The organism is Brevundimonas diminuta (assembly GCF_022654015.1).
Taxonomy (GTDB): Bacteria; Pseudomonadota; Alphaproteobacteria; order Caulobacterales; family Caulobacteraceae; genus Brevundimonas; species Brevundimonas diminuta_C.
On record NZ_CP073063.1, the window covers coordinates 210,441 to 231,114 of the forward strand.

13 protein-coding genes are annotated in these 20,674 nt (G+C 65.1%); 7 read left to right on the forward strand and 6 right to left on the reverse strand.

Annotation, left to right across the window (positions count from 1 at the left end; translation table 11 throughout):
- Positions 1-15: 15 nt before the first annotated feature.
- Positions 16-3,216, reverse strand: a complete 3,201-nt coding sequence (locus KAK88_RS01015; protein ID WP_242077520.1) for an intermembrane phospholipid transport protein YdbH family protein — start codon at positions 3,214-3,216, stop codon at positions 16-18.
- A gap of 317 nt (positions 3,217-3,533) precedes the next feature.
- On the opposite strand from KAK88_RS01015, the gene KAK88_RS01020 reads away from it, so the two are divergent.
- Positions 3,534-4,889, forward strand: a complete 1,356-nt coding sequence (locus tag KAK88_RS01020) for a M23 family metallopeptidase (RefSeq protein WP_199060110.1) — start codon at positions 3,534-3,536, stop codon at positions 4,887-4,889.
- 3 nt (positions 4,890-4,892) lie between these two features.
- Here KAK88_RS01020 and KAK88_RS01025 read toward each other — a convergent pair whose 3' ends face one another.
- The 3 genes from KAK88_RS01025 to KAK88_RS01035 all read right to left on the reverse strand — a co-directional run bounded on the left by KAK88_RS01025 (position 4,893) and on the right by KAK88_RS01035 (position 7,996).
- Positions 4,893-6,569 carry a TadG family pilus assembly protein gene (locus KAK88_RS01025; RefSeq protein ID WP_242077521.1) on the reverse strand — a complete coding sequence of 559 codons (1,677 nt, stop codon included), beginning with the start codon at positions 6,567-6,569 and terminating at the stop codon, positions 4,893-4,895.
- The gene (locus KAK88_RS01030; RefSeq protein ID WP_242077522.1) at positions 6,569-6,994 is read right to left on the reverse strand and encodes a TadE/TadG family type IV pilus assembly protein; all 426 of its coding nucleotides are present in this window, start codon (positions 6,992-6,994) and stop codon (positions 6,569-6,571) included. The genes KAK88_RS01025 and KAK88_RS01030 overlap by 1 nt, the downstream gene beginning before the upstream one ends.
- A gap of 294 nt (positions 6,995-7,288) precedes the next feature.
- Positions 7,289-7,996: a response regulator transcription factor gene (locus KAK88_RS01035; protein ID WP_242077523.1), complete on the reverse strand. Its 708-nt coding sequence runs from the start codon at positions 7,994-7,996 to the stop codon at positions 7,289-7,291.
- Positions 7,997-8,335: 339 nt separating this feature from the next.
- On the opposite strand from KAK88_RS01035, the gene KAK88_RS01040 reads away from it, so the two are divergent.
- From KAK88_RS01040 to KAK88_RS01060, 5 genes are all read left to right on the forward strand, one after another.
- The gene (locus KAK88_RS01040; RefSeq protein WP_055807932.1) at positions 8,336-8,926 is read left to right on the forward strand and encodes a hypothetical protein; all 591 of its coding nucleotides are present in this window, start codon (positions 8,336-8,338) and stop codon (positions 8,924-8,926) included.
- A gap of 105 nt (positions 8,927-9,031) precedes the next feature.
- A complete protein-coding gene (locus KAK88_RS01045) occupies positions 9,032-9,754 on the forward strand; it encodes a hypothetical protein (protein WP_242077524.1) in 723 nt (240 codons plus the stop codon).
- Between the two features lie 9 nt (positions 9,755-9,763).
- Positions 9,764-12,352, forward strand: coding sequence for a fimbria/pilus outer membrane usher protein (locus tag KAK88_RS01050; RefSeq protein WP_242077525.1), 2,589 nt, complete (start codon positions 9,764-9,766; stop codon positions 12,350-12,352).
- Between the two features lie 94 nt (positions 12,353-12,446).
- On the forward strand, positions 12,447-13,289 hold the full coding sequence (locus tag KAK88_RS01055; protein WP_242077526.1) for a hypothetical protein: 843 nt from the start codon (positions 12,447-12,449) through the stop codon (positions 13,287-13,289).
- Positions 13,290-13,464: 175 nt separating this feature from the next.
- Positions 13,465-14,136, forward strand: a complete 672-nt coding sequence (locus tag KAK88_RS01060; RefSeq protein WP_242077527.1) for a helix-turn-helix transcriptional regulator — start codon at positions 13,465-13,467, stop codon at positions 14,134-14,136.
- 384 nt (positions 14,137-14,520) lie between these two features.
- Here the strand turns inward: KAK88_RS01060 and KAK88_RS01065 are convergent, their stop codons facing one another.
- Complete coding sequence (locus KAK88_RS01065; RefSeq protein WP_242077528.1) at positions 14,521-16,821, reverse strand: EAL domain-containing protein; 2,301 nt, start codon at positions 16,819-16,821, stop codon at positions 14,521-14,523.
- 89 nt (positions 16,822-16,910) lie between these two features.
- Positions 16,911-18,911 carry a FecR domain-containing protein gene (locus KAK88_RS01070; RefSeq protein ID WP_242077529.1) on the reverse strand — a complete coding sequence of 667 codons (2,001 nt, stop codon included), beginning with the start codon at positions 18,909-18,911 and terminating at the stop codon, positions 16,911-16,913.
- 181 nt (positions 18,912-19,092) lie between these two features.
- On the opposite strand from KAK88_RS01070, the gene KAK88_RS01075 reads away from it, so the two are divergent.
- Positions 19,093-20,637, forward strand: coding sequence for a ShlB/FhaC/HecB family hemolysin secretion/activation protein (locus tag KAK88_RS01075; RefSeq protein ID WP_242077530.1), 1,545 nt, complete (start codon positions 19,093-19,095; stop codon positions 20,635-20,637).
- The last annotated feature ends 37 nt before the right edge of the window (positions 20,638-20,674 follow it).

Genomic DNA, 20,674 nt, shown 5'->3' on the forward strand with positions numbered 1-20,674 from the left:
GCTGAATGGTGAAGTTCAATCGGCAGGCGCCGGGACTGGCGCGGGCGTCGCCTCCTGCTGACCCTGGCAGGCGCGATTGACGGCCAGCAAATCCGAGATCAGCTGGTTGGCGTTCAGGGTCGTGTCCAGCGTCAGGTCGATCTGGGTGTTGGACGGCAACGGCAGTTTGCGGTTCAGGAACTGGCGGCTGATCAGTTCGCCGATCGTCAGGCGAAGTTCCTGGCGTTTGGGCGGATCGTGGCGGCCGCGGATGTGGAACAGGACCGCCAGACGCCCGCCGTCCAGGCTGTTCACATCGGCGCTGAGCTGATCGAAGGACAGGTTCTCCATCGCCTGATAGGCCAGGTCCTCGACGACGTTTTCGGACACCTCGCCGCCCCCGCCGCTGGCGGCGACGTCGGTCAGGACGTCCCGCTTGATCGACAGGCGGCCCGGCTGCACGGCCTCCAGCTTGCCGGCGGTGATCTTGAGCCCGCGCTTGGGGTCCATGATGAAGGGCAGGCGGCCCGAGACGACGGCGTCCAGCTGAACCTTGTCGTCAAAGCCGGTGTCGGCGACGATGTCGCCCAGTTGCACCCGGTCCAGCACGATCACGCCGCTGTAGGGCCGGGTCGCGTCCAGCGGGACGGTGAAGGGCTCGACCGAGACGGTCCCGCCGCCGGCGACGACCTGGGCGCCGTCGATCAGCACCCCGGCCTCGTTGATCGAGAAGGTCACATCCAGCGCCGTGACCGCCGTGCCGACGGCCAGGCTGTCGGCCGTCAGCTTCTGGTTCGGGGCGGTGATCAGGGGCGTCAGGCTGCTGAAGACGATGTCGCCGCGCAGGCCCTTTACCGCCCCGACCGGGCTGACGAAGTCCAGGCCCGGCGTGACCAGATGGCCGCTGGAGGTCGGTTCGGCGTCCTTGGTCCAGTCGAATCGCCCGTCGAAGGTGACGGAGCCCTCGACCGGCGACTGCAGGAAGTCGGCGGCGAGCGGACTGAGCATCGCCGGCTGAAGCCCATGCTCGGCGAAGGTCACGTTCGGGGCAGTGATGACGATGCCGCCCGATCCGGTGCGGCCATCGTGCGCCAACGTCAGGCGGCCGAGACCATAGGCGGCCGCCGCGCCCGTGCCCTTCAGATCGAAGGCGCCGCTCCAGCGTTCGTTGGCGAGCGTCGCAGATCCTGTGGCGGAAAGCGGTTCGAACCGTTCCGGCGTCAGGGCGTCTATGACGCGGGCGGCGGCCACATTGGCGGTCAGGCCGATGCCCGCCTTGGTCCCGTCGACGGTGACACGGCCCGAGGCGTCGGCGAACCGCATGCCGAGGAAGGGCGCCTGAGCCGACACCTGACTGAACCCGCCCGCGACGCGCCAGACGCCGTCCCTAGACGTCAACAGCGGACCGCCCTGGGGACACAGTTCGCCAGCGACCTGATGGACGTCGTTCTCGTCCAGCTCCAGCCGCTCGACGGTCAGGTCGACGCAGTCCGATGTCGCATAGGTCAGCCGGCCGGCGTTCATGGCCAGGACGCCGCGCGTCCGGGCGTCGATGCCGCGCGCCAGATCGAAATCCAGTCGTGCGCGACCGTCCAGCGTCGCTTCGAACCCGTTCTCGGTCAGGCGCCAGTTCGGGACCGCGACGGTCATTTCCGGCAGACCCTTGCCACGCGTGGCGGTCAGGGTCAGCGCTCCGCCGCCCAGCCGCCCCGGCTCGGCCTGATAGGCGCCGCCCTGACCCTGGGCCACCGTCAGGACGCCGCCGTTGGCGGGCGTGAGGGTCACGGGACGCGACAAGGACACGGTCGTGCCGGCCGCGCCCGTGGCGAAGCGGACGGCGGGCGCATTCAGGGCGAAACGTCCCAGCGCGCGCTTCATCTCGGCCAACTCGGCGATGTCGTCGGGCCCGACCGCGCCGAACAGAGGCCAGGCCCCGTCGGCGGCGCGCAACGATCCATTGACCGCAATCTGAACCCCTCCGTCGCTGACCACGTCCAGATCCACATCGGCGCGGCCGCGCTTCAGCGCCAGGTCGCCGAAACCGAACCGGTCGAAGGTCGCGCTTAACGGTCCGGTCGCCTCGAAGGCCGCGTCCTTGCCGCCCAAGGCCAGGTCGCGCGAGCTCAGCGAAAGTCCGCCGATCGTCGTCTGACCCGTCCGTCCCGAACCGGCGGTCAGGGCCAGCGGCCCCTGCATGCGCCAGCGCACGGCGTCGTCGCGCGACACGGTCAGCTTGCCCCGCGTCGCCGTCGCGGCGACATCGGCGATGCGCAGGTCCGCACCCTCGACGGCCGCCGCCTTCAGAGCGGTCGTGACTTCGCCGTCCAGCCGGAAGGTTTCGATCCAGCCGGAGATGACGCCGTCGAACCGGGCGGCGACATCGGCGCTGCGGGCGTTGAGCGTCGGTGTTCCCAGCCCTGCGCCGGTCAGGCGGGCGTCCAGCACCGTCCGGCCGTCGCCGCGCCGCGTCTTCAGATCCGGATAGGGCAGATCGCCGGTCAGCGTCAGCGCAGCCCCCTGCCCTCGGGCCGCCGGTGTCGCGAAGCTGTCGGCGGCGGCCGACAGATTGATCGCCATCCGGTCGCCGGTCGTGGTCAGATCCAGAAGGCCGGTCAGGCCCTGGGCCTGCGTCTCGCCGCTCTTCAGCGCGGCCTTCGGCAGCCGCGCCGCCAGCCGCATCAGCTTGCCGTCGTCGATCCGGGCGTCAGCCAGCAGGTCGACCGGCCCGTATTCCGTATTCAACCGCCCACGGCCGCCCTCGACGATGACCAGAGGCCCGCGCGAATCCGGGCGCGGCGGCCCGCCGGTGAACTCCTTGATCAGCGGGTCCAGCGACCCGAACGACAGCTTTCCGCCCTTCCAGCTGGCCCGGACGACCGGTCGCACCAGGCGGATGCGGCTGGGGGTGACGCCCAGGCCCGATCTGGACCACGGCAGGGCGACGGCGTAATCGACCTCGGCCCGTTCGACCACGACATCCGGATTGTCGGGATCGCCGATGCGGATGCGGCCGACGAAGCCGTCGATCTCGATCCGCTCCACCTCGACATCGGCCGGGATCCCGCGCTGATCCAGCCAGCCGACCAGGACATTGCGCGCCACCGCGCGGCGATTGAGATAGATCAGGGCGGCCGCCACGCCGATCAGCAGCGCCAGGATCACAACCCCGACGACGACGGCGCGCAGGATGCGACGGGTCTTGGCCTGCGGCTTTGGCTTGGACGGTGTGTCGGTCAAACGGATCGATCGCGTGATTGAAACAGCGGGCCGTCCACCTTGGTCATCCTTATCCCCAGCACAAGATCAAAGCGTGGCGGTCGGTTTTCGGCGCCCGTCTCTGCCGGTCAAGCTGGGCCAGATAACGGCGAATCGGCCGGTCAGGATCCCTGCACCCTCGAGCTTTGTCTGACGCACGTTAACCGTTTGTAACGGTCTGCTTTCCAAAATGAGACAAGCGCGGTATAGGACCGCCTTCGCGCCACGGGCGATACGGCGCGATCTTCGAGAACGAGTAAAGCTTTGGCGCCGAAGGCGTCGCAATACGACGGGGACCGATGGCTCAGTTCGACCCACGCCGCCAGCCGATGCGGCTCGCGCCGCACATGCTTACGGCGGCAGCTGCAATCTCGGTGGCGATGCTCGCTGGTCGAGCCTATCAACCCGCTCAGGCCGAAGAAGTTCCCGCCCTGACCTCGGCTCAGATGGCGGCCATGGAAGCCAAGGCCTTCGCCGCCGCCAACGCACCCGCCGGCCTGACCGCGCCCGAGGCCGTCAACGTCCAGATCCGCCGTGGCGAAACCTTCGAGCAGGCCGTGCGCCGCACCGGCGTTGCGCCCGAAGAAGCCAGCGCCGTCGCCGCCACCGTCGCCAACGCCTTCGATCTGGCGGATCTGCGCGCCGGACTGAAGTTCGAAACCGCCATCGCCAAACCGCGCAACGGCCGGGGCGACGCCCGCCTGATCGGCCTGACCATGCGCACCGGCCCGGCGTCGCAGCTGACCGTATCGCGCAGCTTCGACGGCGCCCTGCGCCTGCGTTCGCTTGAAGAAAAAGTCACCCACGAGACCGTCGTCCTGAAGGGCGATGTCGAGCGCAGCCTGTCCGCCAGCGCGCGTGAACTGGGCGCCACCGCCTCCATCGTCCGCTCGGCCAGCCGTCTGTTCGCCACCAAGTTCGACATGCAGCGCGACATTCGCGCCTCCGACGAGTTCACCATGGTCTTCGACCGTGAAGTGACCGAGGCCGGCCGCACGGTGGACGTGGGCGACCTGATGTACGCCGAACTGCGCGGCGTGACCTTCTACCGCTTCAAGCCCGCCGGCGCGAAAGAGGCCCAGTTCTTCGATTCCAACGGCAAAAACCTGCGTTCCGCCATGATGCGCACGCCGCTGCAGAACTTCCGCCGTGTGTCCTCGGGCTTTGGTTTCCGCACCCACCCGATCTCGGGCTACAAGAAGATGCACCAGGGCATCGACTTCGCCGCCGGAACCGGCACGCCGGTCGTGGCTCCCGCCGACGGCGTGGTGGTCGAGGCGCGGCGCTGGGGCGGTTATGGCAACTGGCTGCGCATCCGCCACAACAACGGTCTGGAAAGCGGCTACGGACACCTGTCGCGCTACGGCTCGGGCATCCGCGCCGGCCAGCGGGTCAGCCAGGGTCAAATCGTCGCCTATGTCGGTTCGACCGGAGCCTCCACCGGTCCGCACCTTCACTATGAGCTGTGGCGTGGCGGACAGCGGATCAATCCCGCCGGCGTGCGCACCCAAGAAGGCACCGAACTGGCCGGCGCCGACCTGACCGCCTTCCGCGCCGAAAAGGCCCGCATCGACCGCATCATCGCCTCGGGCGGTCAAAAGCGTCCGGCCATGCAGCAGGCCTCGGCCGAAGGCCTGCGGCCCGCCCGCGGCTAAGGTTCAGCCGACCAGACGCGGGGTCGCGCGCCCCGGCGTCGGGCAGGACAGGCCGTGGACCGTCACATCGGCCTCGCCCAGCTTCAGGCCCAACAGGTCCAGCACGGGATTGAGTGCGCCGTCCAGCACCGGCCCCAGAGGCTCCAGCAGCCGTCCCAGGGCCTTGGTCAGGTCGCCTAGCCCTAGGCCCAGCCCGATTACGTTCACATCCACGTCCAGCCGCGCCAGCAGGCTGGCCACCGCACCGCCGGCGAAGCCGCGCGAGGCCATGGTCTTGGTGCGCTGATCGTCGATGTCGCCCGCGTCGAATCTCAGCGGCCTGAAGCCGGCGTCCGCCGCCTCGACATCCGCCTTGCCGGTGATGCTGACCAGACCCAGCACCGACAGCAGAGTCGCGCGCTGGGGCGCCAGCGGGGTCTTGAAGTCGCCCAGCCTGGCCTCGTCCACCATACCGATCGATGCGCGCGCCAGGCCCGGCCGCACATCAACCTCGACCGCGTGCGCCGGATCGCATGACAGCGACTTCAGCCGCGCCTCGGACGCCGCCAGTTCGATCAGGATCGGCAGTTCGACCCGCGCCAAACCCGACAGGGATTGCGCCGTCCTGGCCCGCACATAGAGCCGCGCCTGCGCCGTGCGGATGATCGGCTGGCCGTCGGCCGTCACCATCAGCCACGGGGAGCGATTGGGGCGTTCGCCGATCGCCAGGCTGGTCTTCAGATCGGCCAGCCCCGCCGGCACGCCCAGGTTCAGCGCGATCTGCCGATCCCCGCCCCCGACCTCCAGCATGGCCATGATCAGATCCATGGCCGACACCGAGGCGTCCAGCCCCTCGCGGATCCCGTCGGGCGAGCGCGCCTCCAGCCCGATCAGATCGCCCAGCCGGACCTTGGTCCCGACCGAGGCTGAGGCCAGCTTGCCCAGCGCCCCGCCGTCCTGGCCGCCCGCCACTCGCTCCAGCACCCTCAACGCACGGCCGGCGTCGACCTGGGTCGCCAGAAGCCGGTCGTAGTCTCCGACCTGGACGCCCAGATCAGTCGCCATGGCGTCGGTGAACCCCAGCAGATTGACGTCGAGATCAATTAGACGACGATAGTCCATGACGCTGAGCGACACCTTGGAGCCGGTCAGACCGCCGAGCAGTTGGTTGGCCACGCCGCCGTCCAGTCGCGCCAGACGCGACCCGATCGAGATCATGGCCTTGGGCGTCCCGCCGCCCGTCGTCGCCGTGGCCCGGCGGGTGACCCGCACCTGATCGCGGCCCAGCAACAGCGGCGTGAAGAACATCGGTGCGCGGCTGGTGACCTCGACCCGTGCGGCGTTCGGCTTCACTCCGCCCGTCATGAACCGGTCATTGCGCGCCTTGGCCGGGTCGGGCGTATAGACGCCCAGCGCCGTCGCCACCGTGACCGAGACGTCGGGCGCGACATTGGCCTCGACCGTCGCCTGGGCCGCGCGCAAGACCGCACCCTCGCCCTGCGCCAGGTTTCGCACCGCCGACAGCGCCGCGAGATCCGCCGCCCCCTGAACCCGGCGCGTGTGCAGGACCAGAACGCCCAGGTCGATCACCGCCGCCGTGAACAGACACAACAGACCGCCCGCGACCGCCGCGATCACCGCCACCGCCCCGCGCCGATCGGCGCCGAACCGGAGCAGAAGACAAGGCGCCCGGACGCTCATCAGTAATCGCCCACATGGATGACCGCCGAACGCCGAATGACAGACGGCGGACGCGGCAGCATCCCGCCCAGCGCCATGATCAGACTGTCGCTCGCGTCATAGACCACGACGACCCGCAGGCGGCCGGCGGCCTCCATCACCTCGATGGTCGTGTGATCGGGGTTCAGCGCCACGCCCCGCACCGCCTCGCTGACCTCGCGCCGCGCCAGACCATCGCGCTCGGCCGCGTCCAGCCCCCCGATCGCCGCCCGGGCGCCCTCCGACGCCAGGGCCTGAACCGACTGGGCCATCAGAAACCAGCCGCCATAGACGACGATGCCGATCAGCAGCAGGACCAGGATCGGCCCCACCAGCGCAAACTCCACCGCCGCCACGCCCTCGCGCCCGCGTCGAATAGTTGAAGGAATGGGTCTGAACGTCCGCATGCCAACCTCACAATTGCTATCATGGGTTGTATGCCATGCGCGGTTAAGAGTTCGTGTGGCCGGCGCCATCGCCATCATACAGCTTCGCGCAGGTACAATCGCGCGAGCACCCAGACATCTGCTCGGCTCCAATAGCGAGCCGGGAGATCGAGACGAAAATCGGAGCGGCTCTGAAGGTGTAGCGCTGTTGGCCGCTGCGTCGCGGACCGATCGACGATTCCACGCAATGGCACGCCAACATGGAACCTATGTCTCCGCCCGGATCGCGCCGGCGAAGAGGCCCATGTTCCCTATCTAAAGACCCGCGAAGTCCACGGCCTTGGCGAACAACTCGCCACGACTGCTGACGTCCAACTTGCGATAGGCATGCTTGATGTGTGTGCGCAGTGTCTCGATGGAGATGTCCTGCTTCTGAGCAATACGTCCCGTCTCCATCCCCGCCAACATCATCGTCACGATGTGTTTTTCGCAGGGTGTCAGATGGTGAATCTGGAGCATTGCTTCGTACGAAACACGGTCCGCCATTCGGTGTGCGGCAAACCCAATACTGTCGTCGTCGCCAGGTATCAGTTGTTGACAGCGCAAAAGCCATTGTCGATCGGCATCCGTCGATGTGATGGCATAGATCGCTTGCCCGGGCACGGCATCTTTCAGAAGGCGCGCCAGCGCTGCAGCCGTCTGAGCACTGTCGGAGACAAGATGGTCGTCAATGAGCCGGAATACGCCGGCGTCCTTCAACATTCGATAGGCGGCTTCGTTGGCCCAACCGATACGTCCCGATCGCGATAACAGCATCCTGGCGCGAGGATCGATGTTGACCCAAGCCGCGATGGCACGAGACCAGGGCGGTATAAGATCGGCGTCATTGTCGAAGTTCAGGTTCGCCTGTCGTGGATCGTAGTCGCCGATTTCACTCCCGACAGCAAGAAAGCCCGTCACGCCCACAATCATCTCAACCCTCCCTCGCGGCTGGGCCTCGATGCTCGACACGTAAACAGCCATTCCAAGCGTCGAGCGTTCTCAGGCGCAGTTCACTACACCGTCCTATCTACAGACCGGGCCAATTGACATACCCGAGTTAGGGGAGTGACGACTGTCGAAGCCGATCCAGCTCAATACCGCTCGCCGGGTGGCATCGGACTATCCAGCGAACTTGCTGGCGCAGCTTCAAGGTGTGTCCTTGCACCACCAATAATGATGCGCGCATCGACTAAGCAATCATCCATAGTTTCTTTGACGATGCGACGCCGCCTCCAGCGGTGAATAGATGATGACACCACGACATTGTGGCGCCCTCCCAGTCTCATTGGGCGGGAAAATATTGAAAAGCTGGAGGATATTATGCGGACCTATATTATTGCGGCGGCGACTGCCGCCGCGGCCTTGCTGGCGATGCCGGCTGTGTCGAGCGCACAGACCAATGTGACCGTCTCGACCACCGTGACCAACTTCTGCGGCATCGGCTTGGCCAATGTTGCAGGCGGAAACGTCGCGGTCGCCAACGGCGTACGTCAGAAGGTCACCACATTGCGGATGTCGTGCAACGCCGCCAGCGGCGCCAAACTGACATCAAGCGCCGCCAACGGCGACTTCAAGTCAGCGGCAGGCAAGCTGATCAACTACGATTGGGATCTGTCCGTGCCGGAAATCCCCAGCCTGGGCTTTGCGGCCAACGACACCTATCCCGGCGAACCTGCCCAAGTCACCAACTCTGGCGGCTATAGCCAGAAGCTGGCTGACGGCGTCTTCGGCGATCTGTTCCTGAACCTCTGCTACAACGTCCCCGGCGGCAGCGGTGTGGGCGGAACGCAGGGCGATCCGAGCAACCCCGGTTCTTCGGGTTGCGCTGCCTCCCCCTCGGGTCCAGGCGCCGCCTCGGCTCCGGCCGGAACCTATACGGAAACCTTCACCTTCTCGCTCGATCCCGCCTGATCGTCGCGAAATGCAGGGGCCGCCTTCGGACGGCCCCTGCTTCTTCGTGATAAATCTGACAACACAACGGGGACAACGATGACACGTCGTGTATTCGCGACACTGATGGCCGCAACGGCTCTGACGACAGTCCTGATGGCAGGCGCGACTGCACCTGCCGAAGCCATGGACGTGTCGCCAATGATCTCGAAGATCACGCCGGCCGGCAATGGGTCCAGCTATCGGATGACCGTCAGAAACGACAGCGCCACACCGGCGACGGTCGAGATCGAAACCTATCGCATGCAGGTCGATGATAACGGCGCTCGGTCTCTGATCGAAGACGACAAAGACATCACGGTGTTTCCTGTCCAGTCCGTCATCCCGGCTAATCGCGAGCAGGTCATCCAGGTCCGTTACACAGGCGACGCGACCGAAGAGGGCCGTATGTATCTGGTCCGCGCGGCTCAGTTGCCGATCAATATGCAGACAACGCCCAGCGACGGGGGCGTCGGCGCTGACATTCAGGTCGCCTTCACGATCAATACCTATGTGTTCGTGGCCCCGCCCAGAGCGCGCGCTGAAGTGCAGGTCACTGCGGTATCGCGCGAGCCGAATGGCGACGTCATTCTAACCGCCCACAATTCAGGGAACGGCTTCGCCTATATCCGTGAGTCCAGGATCATCCTAAAGACGGCGGACGGACAGTCGCATGAGGTGCCGGCCGCCGAAGTGGATGTCGGACAGGTCAGCGTGATCGCCGGCGGCGCCACGCGGCAGGTGAAGATACCGGCGGCCCTAGCCGCATCGGCATCCGGCGACCTCACCGCTTCCATTGTGCTGCTGTGAGGGCCGGCGATGGCCCGCAAGTCCCTCAAGGGCGGGCGGTCCGGAGCGCGAACCGCTTTTCGCCGCATCGGGGCCGTCGCCTGCATGGGAGGCGGCTTGGCGACCGTGGCGCATGCCGCACCCGTTGTGCTGACCGATGAGGTCATGCGCACGGCCCCACCGGACTATTCCGCCGTCGTGGCCATCGATCGAGGCGAAAGCGACAGCCCCGTCGGAGAAGCTTCGCCGCCCATCCAGGACCAGTCTCCCTCGGTCAGGCCGTCCTCGGTTTTTACGCCGATCCAGGGACCGCTAACGCTCGATGGCAAATATCTTGGCGACATCAGCGGCTCAGTCGACGCCCAAGGCCAGGGATTGGTGGATGCGACAGCCCTGCTGCACCTGTTGAAACCTCAGATCGGGTCCGAACTTTTCACCGTTCTGTCAGGCCGGATCGCGACACAGACCAAGGTCAATATGGCGGACCTTGTCAGCGACACCTTCTCTTTAACCTTCGATCCTCTTTCCCTGACCTTCGTGGCGACTTCCACGCCGGAAAGCCGAGCGCGGCGCGATGTCGGGTTCTCCCAGACCCCGGTGATCGACCCTGCCGCCTTCGATCAACCGGCGGACTTTTCGGCCGGCGCGAACATCACCCTGGCCCAACTGTACTCCCACACCGACACGCACTTCTCGCCGCTGCAGGGCGGCATCGACCTTTTCGCCAACCTCGGCGGATTTGACGGCGTCACGCTGACGACCGGCGTCGATTACGACGGGAACAACACGCAAGGTCGCTGGCAGCGCCGTGAAATCCGTCTGACCAAGGACATTTTCAAATCCGCTGTGCGTCTGACCGCCGGCGAATTCGCGCCCCCCATCGACAGTTTTCAGGGCTCGCAACGGTTTTTGGGGCTATCGGCCGCACGCGCTTATTCAACCATTCGCCCATTCCAGAACGTGCGTCCTGCAGGCCGCCGCCAGTTCATCCTAGACCGTCCGGCCTTGGTCGTCGTCGAGGTCAACGGCGTGGTGGCGGAACGGATTCGCCTGGACGCTGGCCCCTACTCCATTGGCGACTTTCCTTTCGCGCAGGGCGCCAACACGGTTCGCCTGCTCGTCGAAGACGACAGCGGTCGGCGCGAGATCGCTGTGTTCGACCTGTTCGGCGGCGCCGGGCTGCTGGATCGCGGCGTGTTGGATTTCGGCGTGTCGGCCGGACTGCTGGAAGAAGGCGGAGATCTTCAGTACGGCTCGACGCTGGCCGCGAGCGGCTTTGTTCGCAAGGGGCTGTCTGATGTTCTAACCGTCGGCGTCAACGCTCAGATCGCCGACCGAAAGGGGCAAGCCGGCGCAATAGCGACATGGGGTTCCAAACTGGGTTTGATCCAGCTGAGTAGCGCCGCCAGCCACAACGGCGACACCGGAAAAAACGGCTACGTCGCCTCTGTCGATTATCTCCTTGAAAGGACTTTGGGCAAGACCGCTGATGCGCGCCTTGTGGCGTCGGCCCAGGCGACCAGCCGCTATTTTCAGAGCGCCTTCGACCCGTCCGCCTTCAACAACGAGAAATGGCGCGCCGCCGCGCGGCTGCTTGTGCGTTTTCGTGACTATTCGATCAGCGGCGGCGTCGCCTTCGTAAAGGGTCGCGAACAAAAAGATCGCACCGACTTTAGCTTGGGCCTGGGCCGCACTTTCCGTCGTTTCGCGGTCAATCTGGCTTGGCAGCGCGGGTCCACCGAAGATGGCCGCGACGAGGACCGCTTCGGATTGACGCTGACGTCGCGCTTCGGCGGGCGCTGGAGCACCACCGCGCGCTACGACACCGACAACGACCTGCGTGAGGTTGGGGTGTCACGCGCATCTTCGGGCCGCCTCAATGACTTGAGCGGCGACTTGCGGCTGTCGCAAGATCGAACCAACCAAGCGATCACGGCGGACCTGCGCTACATCAATAATCGGTTCGACGCCGAACTCGTATCGAACCGGCTGGTTTCTTCCGAGCCCGGCGGGGTCACGCGCCAGGAGTCATTGTGGCGACTGTCGACGATGATCGGTTACGCCGGCGGCGCCTTTGGCGTCGGACGTTCGGCGCGCGAGGGCTTCGTCATCGCAACGCCCCACCCTACCCTGTCCCGTTCGCGCATCAAGCTGACGGATTCCAGCGGCTATACGGTCGCGCACAGCGGATGGCTGGGGCCGGCTCTGGTCGGGTTGGATCGCGGCTATGGCGTCAATCGCTACGAGATCGAGGCCGATCCGTTGCCGCAGGGCTATGACCTGGGCAGCGGCGTCATCAACATCTTCCCTGGCTACGGCAACGGTTACCGCTTCGTGGTGGGTAGCGACGCGTCGCGCACCGCGCGAGGCATCCTGATGTCCGCCACTGGGCCGGTCGCTCTGGCCGGCGGCGTCATCCAGGCGGCAGGCGCACCGGCCGATGCCGAGGGCAAGCCCTTCTTCACCAACCGGTCCGGACGGTTCGTCGCCGATGGCCTGGCTCCGGGCCGCTATCGCCTGGTGATCCAGGGCGCCGTGGTGGGAGAATTCGTCATTCCCGAGAGAGTGGAAGGAACAGTCGATGTCGGCGAAATCCGCACGTCTCCGCCGTCGCCGTAGGCGCAAGGCGCACGGTGACCGAAAGATCCGGGTTCCAACCTGGTCTGAAACGCTGACCGTCATCGTCTCGCTGGTCCTGGCGGCTATCCTGGCCGTGACCGCCTCTAAGGCGAGAGCCTGCGACCTTGCCCTGACCCAGAGCCCCAGCACTGTCGTCATCAACTACAATCCCTTCGCTGCGGGACCGTCGAGCGGCGCCATCGATCTGGGCCTGAAGAACCAGGCAGACGAGGCCTGCGAGCTGCGGCTGTCCTTCGTTGACGACGGCGGGGCGATTGTTTCCCGGCTGGACCTTGGGGGCGTGGGGGTGCAGTTTCGTCCGCGAGAGGCGTCGGGGCTTCAGACGTCTGACGTCGAGCCTGGGGTCTTGCGCTACACTCTCGCAGGCAAGGCGACAGGTCAGGCGCAGTTGGACGCCGCCATCCTCGTGGACGCCGTGCCCGACGCAGGAACCTACGCCAGCGACCTGAAGCTGCTGGTCAAGGACGCTGATGGGACGGCTTTGCTTGCCCCAATCCCGGTCCGTATGCAGCTGGTCTCCACGCCCCGAGCACAACTGAATCTGGCTGGCGCCGCCGGCGCCTTTGGTTCGGGTTCCAGTGTGGAGGTGGTCGATTTCGGTGACGCCTCTACCGGCCTGACGCGGCGCATCTTCATTCAGGTCCGCGCCAATGCACCGTCGATCATCGCGATCACGTCCGAACATCGCGGCCTGATGCAGCGTCAGGGCGATGCGGAGACGGCGTCCAGCGTCGCCTACGCGGTCGAGCTGGACGGGACGCCGGTCGATCTAAAGGCGCCGTGGACCAAGGAGGTCGATCCGCCCCGGACCCTCGCCGGCATGTCGCTGCCGATGCTGTTCACCTTGGGCAAGGTCAAGGATCAGATGGCCGGTCGCTATCAGGATGTGCTCGCTATCGACATATCGCCTCGCTGACGTGGGATACCCCATACTGGTTAGCCCATAGCGGCGATTACGACGCGGCCTTCAAACTGTTAACAAAGTTAATGCGATGAGCCGGCTGTTTGGAGGAGCCGGCACACACAGATCGTAAGCTTAAGGCCGACAGCCCCGTCCGGGTTTGGACGGCCTGCGGAAATGGGTGGCGCAAATGTATGAGCAAAAGATAGCGGCGGCGTCGCGAACAGACGGCCGTGCTGTTTCAGCGATTCTGCAAGGAGAGTTTGGGCAGCGCCGGACGCCAATCGGGTCGAACGGAAATCCGACACCCCTGCCTCGTGCGGACTGCACCGCCTGGTTCGAACACGACATTCTCGCCCGTTTTGTTCTGGATCCTCAAGGCTGCGTGATCCACGCCAACGCCAATGCCAGAGCCATCATTGCAGCCGGTGTGCTGGGCGCTGGCGGGGCCTTCATCTGTCCCTCTCATCGCAATCGTGGCGAGTTCGACGCCTTGGCCAACCGTCTACTGCAAGGACGACAATCCCACGGCCGCCTTCTGTTTCGCGCAGGCGATGACGCCTGGTGCCTGCTGGATCTGGCGACGGCGCCCGATGTGATCGACCGCATCTTCGCCACGGCGCGCCCGGCCCGTTGCATGGGCGTGGAGGTTATGGAGCCGCTGCGCGCCATCTTCGGTCTGACCCGGGCTGAACTCCTGGTCCTTTCCCATCTGACCCAAGGCGAGGCCCCAAAAGACATCAGCCGAAAGATGGATATGTCGATCCACACTGTCCGCGCCCATCTGCGCGCCATCTGCATGCGCATGGGCGTCAAAGGCATTACCGGTGCCCTGAGATTGAGTTTTCAACTCATAAACTGACGCTCGTTTCGTGTAGCCATCCAAAACGTCCGCCGCACGCTCCCGTGTCTTTCAGCAAGACAAAGGATGGACTAGGGCCACACAACATCGGCGGCGCGGTTGGCAAAAACGGGGACGTACCGGACGCTGACCGGACCATCCGGGCCGAGCCGAGCCCGGTGAAAAACGACTGTCACCACGCGTCCATGAAACGCGCGCAGACCACCAAGTCATGAAAAAAAATGGCGCACCTAAAGCGATACAAACGCCTGACCATCAGATTTGCAGCCTGGGAAAATACCCTTCATTTTCCGCCTCTTGAGGTCATTGACGCTGTAACGAGCGACAGTCGCGTGTTTCTTGAGGCCTCATGTTGCCATCGCCTCAAGTTCTATGCAGCGGCACCTATGCAGGGGTTGGACAGAGCTTTGTGCTTTCGGATTGTGTCAATAGACGCGCCAGGTCTTCGAACGGCAGTGGTCGCGAGACCCAGTAGCCCTGGATGGTGTCACATCCCAGAAACGACAAGGCTTCAAACACATCCTCGGTTTCAACGCCCTCAGCGACGACGGTCATGCCCAGGCCGTGGGCGAGATCAACGGTGGATTTGATGATCAGACGATCGCGCCCGCTGTCGAGGACATCAAGGATCAGGGAGCGGTCGATCTTCAACTCGTCGGCGTTCAGCATCTTCAGATAGCTGAGCGAAGACAGGCCTGCCCCGTAGTCGTCGATCGAAATCCGCACCCCGGCCGCCCGATAGGCCGCGATCGCCTGGGCCGCGATCTTCGGGTTTTCGATGACGGCGGTTTCGGTGATTTCAAAGATGAGATCGGCCTCGCAGCCCTCGATCAACTGGAGCGCACGCGCTTGGAAGGCCTCGTCCACAAGGAGCCGTCCGGACACATTCAGAGCGATCGCCAGATGAACGCCCTGAGCCCTCAACGCGGACTGATCCTCGATCGCTTTGACGATGCTCCATTCGGTGAGGGCCCTGATCTGTCCCGTCTGTTCGGCGATGGGAATGAAGAGGTCCGGGCCGATTCGACCCCGAACGGGATGATGCCATCGACAGAGCGCCTCGACAGAAGCCGTAGAGCCGTCCGAGGTCTTGCGCTTGGGTTGATAGTGCAGACTGACTTCGCTCGTGCGCAGGGCGTCGCGAAGCTCGGACATCAGGGCGAGGTTGTTATCGGGATCGACAAAGGTCGCCTCGTCATAAAGCACCGTGCGGTCGTCCGAGAGATCGGCCTGGTTAAGCGCCGTCGTCGCCCGTTCGATCAGGGCGTCGCCGCTCGCCGACTGCCTGTCCTGTGAGGCGCTGCCGATGCGGACGAACAGGTCGAGCGGCTGGCCATCGACTGTGAAGGTCGTCTCTACGGCGCGAAGCGATCTGGCCAGGACGTGTTGCTCATCGACGGACAGATCGGCCCGCGAGAACGCGAGCACCGAGGACGCGATTTGCGCCACCAGGTCCACGTCGGCCAAATCGGCCAAGCGGTCGGCAAGCTGAACCATCAAGGTGTTGGCGACGTCGTACCCGACGACCCCGCGCATTTCCGCATGGCGATCCACGCCGATCGCAAACACGGCGACGTTGGTCTCGGCTGCGGCGATCAGGTCCTCGATGCCCGCCAGCAGGGCTCGGCGATTGGGAAGCCCTGTTTCCGGCTGGTGCATCGCCAGATGAATCAGGCCGGCCTCTCGCGCCTGCACGATCGCCTTGGCTTGCCTCGTCAACTCCACGCGGGTCGCCCAGATCGCCATTAGTGTCTGCGTGAAAAGAAGCGCGGCGATGTCGATGCTGACCGGCAGCAAGGCCTGAAGCACGATCGGCGCGATCACGATCAAGGCGGTGACGGCGACATGGCGCACGACCAACCGCCATAGAGCCGCGCCCCCGCTTCTGACAGGCTGTAACGCCCCGATGAGCCCGGCGCACAGGATCAGAAGAGCCAGCGGGCTAAGGCTGATCAGGGCCCGTCCGTCAGCGATACTTTCGTAGGCGAGGGCGTGGATGATCACGCCAGGCAACAGCCCGACGGGTGTGGCGAACTCGTCGCCGAGTTCGAGGGCCGTCGCCCCCATCAGGATCTTTTTGCCGCGCACGAGAGAGGGGTCGAAGCGTCCGCTGTAGACGTCCTCGAAACTGAGGTGGGGGATCGATTTCTGCTCGATCCCGAAATCGACGGTGAAAGCGCCCTGACGCACCGAGGCATCGGCCAGCAGGGCCGCGACCGATGGCGGCGCGTCCTCTGAGGCGCCGTAATCGTAATGGCGCACCCGTCCGTCGCCATCCACCGGCACATTGACCGACGCGAGCAAGGACTCGTTCAGAAGCGGCCCGATCGGGCGGTTGCCCGATCTGCGTGTTTCGCCGGCGCCATACGACTCCATCTGCTCAAAGGTCGCCAACGCCACCTGACCAGGATGGCGGGATACGGCCGCCGCCAGCGCCTGATCGGACGCGGGGTTCGACGGCGCGCTGAAATCGACATCGACGGCGACCAGGGTCGCGCCGGCCGCAATCAGATTGTCGATCGCCTGGGCATATCGTCGCCGGTCCCATGGCCAGGCTTCTGCGGCGACCAGGCTTCGGGAATCGATCTCGACGATTGTCAGGCTCTGGCTGGCAGGCCGCTTCAGAACCGAGAACCGCGCAGAGGCGATGACGTCATCTAGAGGCCGGAAGGCGTTCGCGAGCATTCCAACGCCCGCGAACGCCAGGATCAGCACGGACCAAACGACGACAGAAAGTCGACGTCGACCGAGTTCATCAGCAGCGGCGCGCATGGTCACCGCTTCGGAGGCCGAGGACCACCCTTGCCGGGATCATCTTCACCGGGATGGCCATGGCCGGGATTTCCATTGCCTGGGTTGCCCGAGCCAGGGTTGCCGTTGCCCGGGTTGCCGTTTCCAGGACGGTCGTCGCCGGGCTTACCCCTGCCAGGATCATCTCCACCCGGATTGCCGGAACCGGGATTTCCGTTTCCAGGATTTCCATTACCGGGATTACCGTTGCCGGGGTTGCCGTTTCCAGGACGGCCGTCGCCGGGTTTACCCTTGCCGGGATCATCTCCACCTGGATTGCCGGCACCGGGATTCCCGTTCCCAGGATTTCCATCACCCGGATTACCGTTGCCGGGGTTGCCGTTTCCAGGACGGCCGTCGCCGGGTTTACCCTTGCCGGGATCATCTCCACCTGGATTGCCGGCACCGGGATTCCCGTTCCCAGGATTTCCATTACCCGGATTACCGTTGCCGGGGTTGCCGTTTCCAGGACGGCCGTCGCCGGGTTTACCCTTGCCGGGATCATCTCCACCTGGATTGCCGGCACCGGGATTCCCGTTCCCAGGATTTCCATTACCTGGATTGCCGGCACCGGGATTCCCGTTCCCAGGATTTCCATTACCCGGATTACCGTTGCCGGGGTTGCCGTTTCCAGGACGGCCGTCGCCGGGTTTACCCTTGCCGGGATTGCCGTTGCCCGGAGTGCCTGAGCCGGGGTCGCCGTTGCCCGGATTGCCGTCGCCAGGGTTGCCCGAGCCGGGATTGCCGTTGCCCGGATTGCCGTTGCCCGGTTCGCCCGAGCCCGGATTACTGTTGCCAGGGTTGCCGTTGCCAGGGTTGCCCGAGCCGGGATTGCCCGCGCCCGGGTTACCGTTGCCCGGATTGCCGGCGCCGGGGTTGCCAGAGCCCGGGTTATCGTTGCCCGGAGTGCCCGAACCGGGATTGCCCGCGCCGGGGTTGCCAGAGCCCGGGTTATCGTTGCCCGGATTGCCAGCACCTGGATTGCCCGCGCCGGGGTTGCCGTTGCCCGGAGCGCCTGAGCCGGGGTCGCCGTTGCCCGGATTGCCCGAGCCCGGATTGCCAGCACCGGGGTTGCCGGCGCCAGGGTTGCCAGGATTAGTCGCTCCAGTATTGGCGTTGTTGCCGGGGCCCGCTGCGGCATTATTGCTCGCGTTGGTTACGGCTGGCGGCGGTGAAGCGTTTCCGCTTGAACCGGAGTTTCCTGCCGCAGCGGTGGAAGTCGCTGCTGAAGATGTCGCTGGAACCGCAGTCGTGCTTGTGGTCGTAGCCGATGGTGTTGTCGTCGCGGCAGTCGCGGTGCCTGATGTAGACGCCGTCGTGGTGGTGGCCGCTGGCGCCGTCGCAGGCGGGTTCTGGACTAGGCCATCGGTCAAGGTCTCGTAGTCAAGGCTCGGCGCCGCGACTGGAGCCGCTTCGATCGGAACCGATGCAACGGGTATGGAAACCTCGACGCTGGTCGGTTGCTGGCGCGGGACCAGGGCGGTAGCGCCCGCCGCCACGTCGCTGCCGGCATTGCCGTTATTGGCGCGGACCTCGACCAGACCTTCGGCGACATGCACGCGGTCGCCCATGGGGTCGACGGTGACTGTAAACGTCGTGCCCTTCACCACGGCGGCAAGCAATGGCGTCTCCACCCGAAAGTGCGGCTGCCTCTGCCGATCGACCTGGAACAGGGCCGAGCCAAGGTCCTGCAAAACCCGTGTCATGCCGCCGACTTCAGGAGCCAGCGTGGTGCGACTGTTCGGCCCTACCACGACCCTTTGCTGACCGTTCGTGATCATCGCGCGGCCGTTGCCGCCTGTCGTGACGCTGGTTCCGGTCGGTAATACCTGCCCAACCGAGCCGTTTGCAGCGGGCCGCGCCGGTATGGCCACGCGAACAACGCCCGCGACTTCCCTAATGCGCCACTCATCCGCCAGAGCCTGGGCCGGGTAGCGCACGAAGAAGAAGAGGACGGCAAAGAATATTGCGTATCGATTAGCCAACACAGGCTCCAGACATTCTGTTTGATGTTCTGGATATCAGGGCGTGCCTGCCAAGCTCTTAACTGGCGATATTAACACGATTTTCAGCCGAAACGCCGTAAGTGGCCTCCTGTGTTTGGAGAACGGCGTGCGTCATATTTTTTCGACTTCATGGTTAAGAATAATCACTGTCCTGTGGGGGATGGTGGCGGTGCTGACCATGGCCGTCGCGGGACCGGTTCGCGCGGACGCTGAGCCGGCTTCGACGCCGGACGCGGGCTGCGCCGGATGTCTGATCCTGACCAGCATGCTGATCCAGGGAGTGAGCGCCTATCCACTCGCTGATCTCGCCGACACCTATGACCAGCAATTGGCGCGACGCATCTCGGTGGATGATCTGGTGCAGTCCGCCAATGCGATCACTGCGCGTTATCGCAACGACGGCTATTTCCTGACCCGCGCCATCGTCGCCGAGACCGACCCTGCGATCGGCGCCGCCCGCATTGTCGTGTTCGAGGGCTATATCTCGGAACTGAAACTGACCGGCGATGGCGCACGCGCCGTCGAACCGATCCTGAAGCCCCTGGTGAACCAACGCCCTCTGACCATCGGCGAACTGGATCGCCGCCTGTCGCTGGCGTCCGACGCGCCCGGCGTCAAACTGACCAGCCGCATCGAGCCGATCATCGGCGACCCGGCGCAACACCGGCTGGTGGTCGAGACGGAAATGACCGCAGGCAGCGCCGGCGTCTATGCCGACAATCGCGGCTCCGAAACCCAAGGTCCGTGGCAGGTCTATTTGTCCGGCGCCCGCAACTCGACCTTTACGGCCGGCGACCAGATCACATTGGGCGTGCTGACGGTGCCGGATCGCCCTGAAGAGCTCACCTATGTCGATGCGTCCTACTCTGTCGTCGCGCCAGGAGGCGGCCGCGTCCGCTTTGGCGTGTCGGGCTATGAGACGGATGCGCCGCTTCAGAACGCATCGGGCTGGGTCGGGGGGAGCAGCCGCATGGCCTCGGTCACGCTCTCGCATCCCCTGGTCCGTTCGCGTGACAAGAACCTGTGGCTGAATGCGGGACTGGATGTCCGTCGCGTCGAACAGAACTACGTCGCCACGGGTCGCGCCGACGAGACCCTGACCGTGGCGCGGGTGTCAGTGGCGGGACAGCGGCGGTACAGCCCCGGCTGGATGGCCGGCTCGGTGCAGCTGTCGAAAGGGATCGACGCCTTCGGCGCCACGACCGAGCGTTCGCCGCTGAATACGCGCTACGACGCGACGGGCGAATTCTTCAAGGTCAACGCCCAGGTCAGCGCCTATCGCGATCTCAGCAAGTACGTCGGCGTCTACGTCGAGGCCTCAGGCCAATGGTCGGACGACGCCCTGCTCAGCTCCGAAGAGTTCTTCGTTGGCGGCCCGACCTATGGCCGGGCGTATGACTATGGCGAAGCCAGCGGCGACAAGGCCGTCGCCGGGATGATCGAGGCGCGGATCGGATATGATCCCAAAGGCGACCTGATCACCTTCGCCCAGGCCTTCGCCTTCTTGGACACCGCCAAGGTGTGGAACAAGACGCCCGGTCGCGACTGGTCCGAACAGCTGACGTCCGCCGGGGTGGGTTCGCGCATCACCTTCGACCGCAAGACCACCCTGCGTATCGAGTTCGCCAAACCCCTGTCCCGTGCGCCCTATAACCAACCCGACAAAGGCTGGCGCACCTTCGTGTCGTTGTCGAAACAGTTCTAGGCGCGCGCAGAAGCCCTCGCGATGCGTTGCGACGTAT

Excerpts from the sequence above, each read along its gene's own strand:
- KAK88_RS01020 (WP_199060110.1), top strand. The coding sequence starts at position 3,534 with ATGGCTCAGTTCGACCCACGCCGCCAGCCGATGCGGCTCGCGCCGCAC.
- KAK88_RS01025 (WP_242077521.1), bottom strand. The coding sequence starts at position 6,569 with ATGAGCGTCCGGGCGCCTTGTCTTCTGCTCCGGTTCGGCGCCGATCGG.
- KAK88_RS01030 (WP_242077522.1), bottom strand. The coding sequence starts at position 6,994 with ATGCGGACGTTCAGACCCATTCCTTCAACTATTCGACGCGGGCGCGAG.
- KAK88_RS01035 (WP_242077523.1), bottom strand. The coding sequence starts at position 7,996 with ATGGCTGTTTACGTGTCGAGCATCGAGGCCCAGCCGCGAGGGAGGGTT.
- KAK88_RS01040 (WP_055807932.1), top strand. The coding sequence starts at position 8,336 with ATGCGGACCTATATTATTGCGGCGGCGACTGCCGCCGCGGCCTTGCTG.
- KAK88_RS01045 (WP_242077524.1), top strand. The coding sequence starts at position 9,032 with ATGGCCGCAACGGCTCTGACGACAGTCCTGATGGCAGGCGCGACTGCA.
- KAK88_RS01050 (WP_242077525.1), top strand. The coding sequence starts at position 9,764 with ATGGCCCGCAAGTCCCTCAAGGGCGGGCGGTCCGGAGCGCGAACCGCT.
- KAK88_RS01060 (WP_242077527.1), top strand. The coding sequence starts at position 13,465 with ATGTATGAGCAAAAGATAGCGGCGGCGTCGCGAACAGACGGCCGTGCT.
- KAK88_RS01065 (WP_242077528.1), bottom strand. The coding sequence starts at position 16,821 with ATGCTCGCGAACGCCTTCCGGCCTCTAGATGACGTCATCGCCTCTGCG.
- KAK88_RS01075 (WP_242077530.1), top strand. The coding sequence starts at position 19,093 with ATGGTGGCGGTGCTGACCATGGCCGTCGCGGGACCGGTTCGCGCGGAC.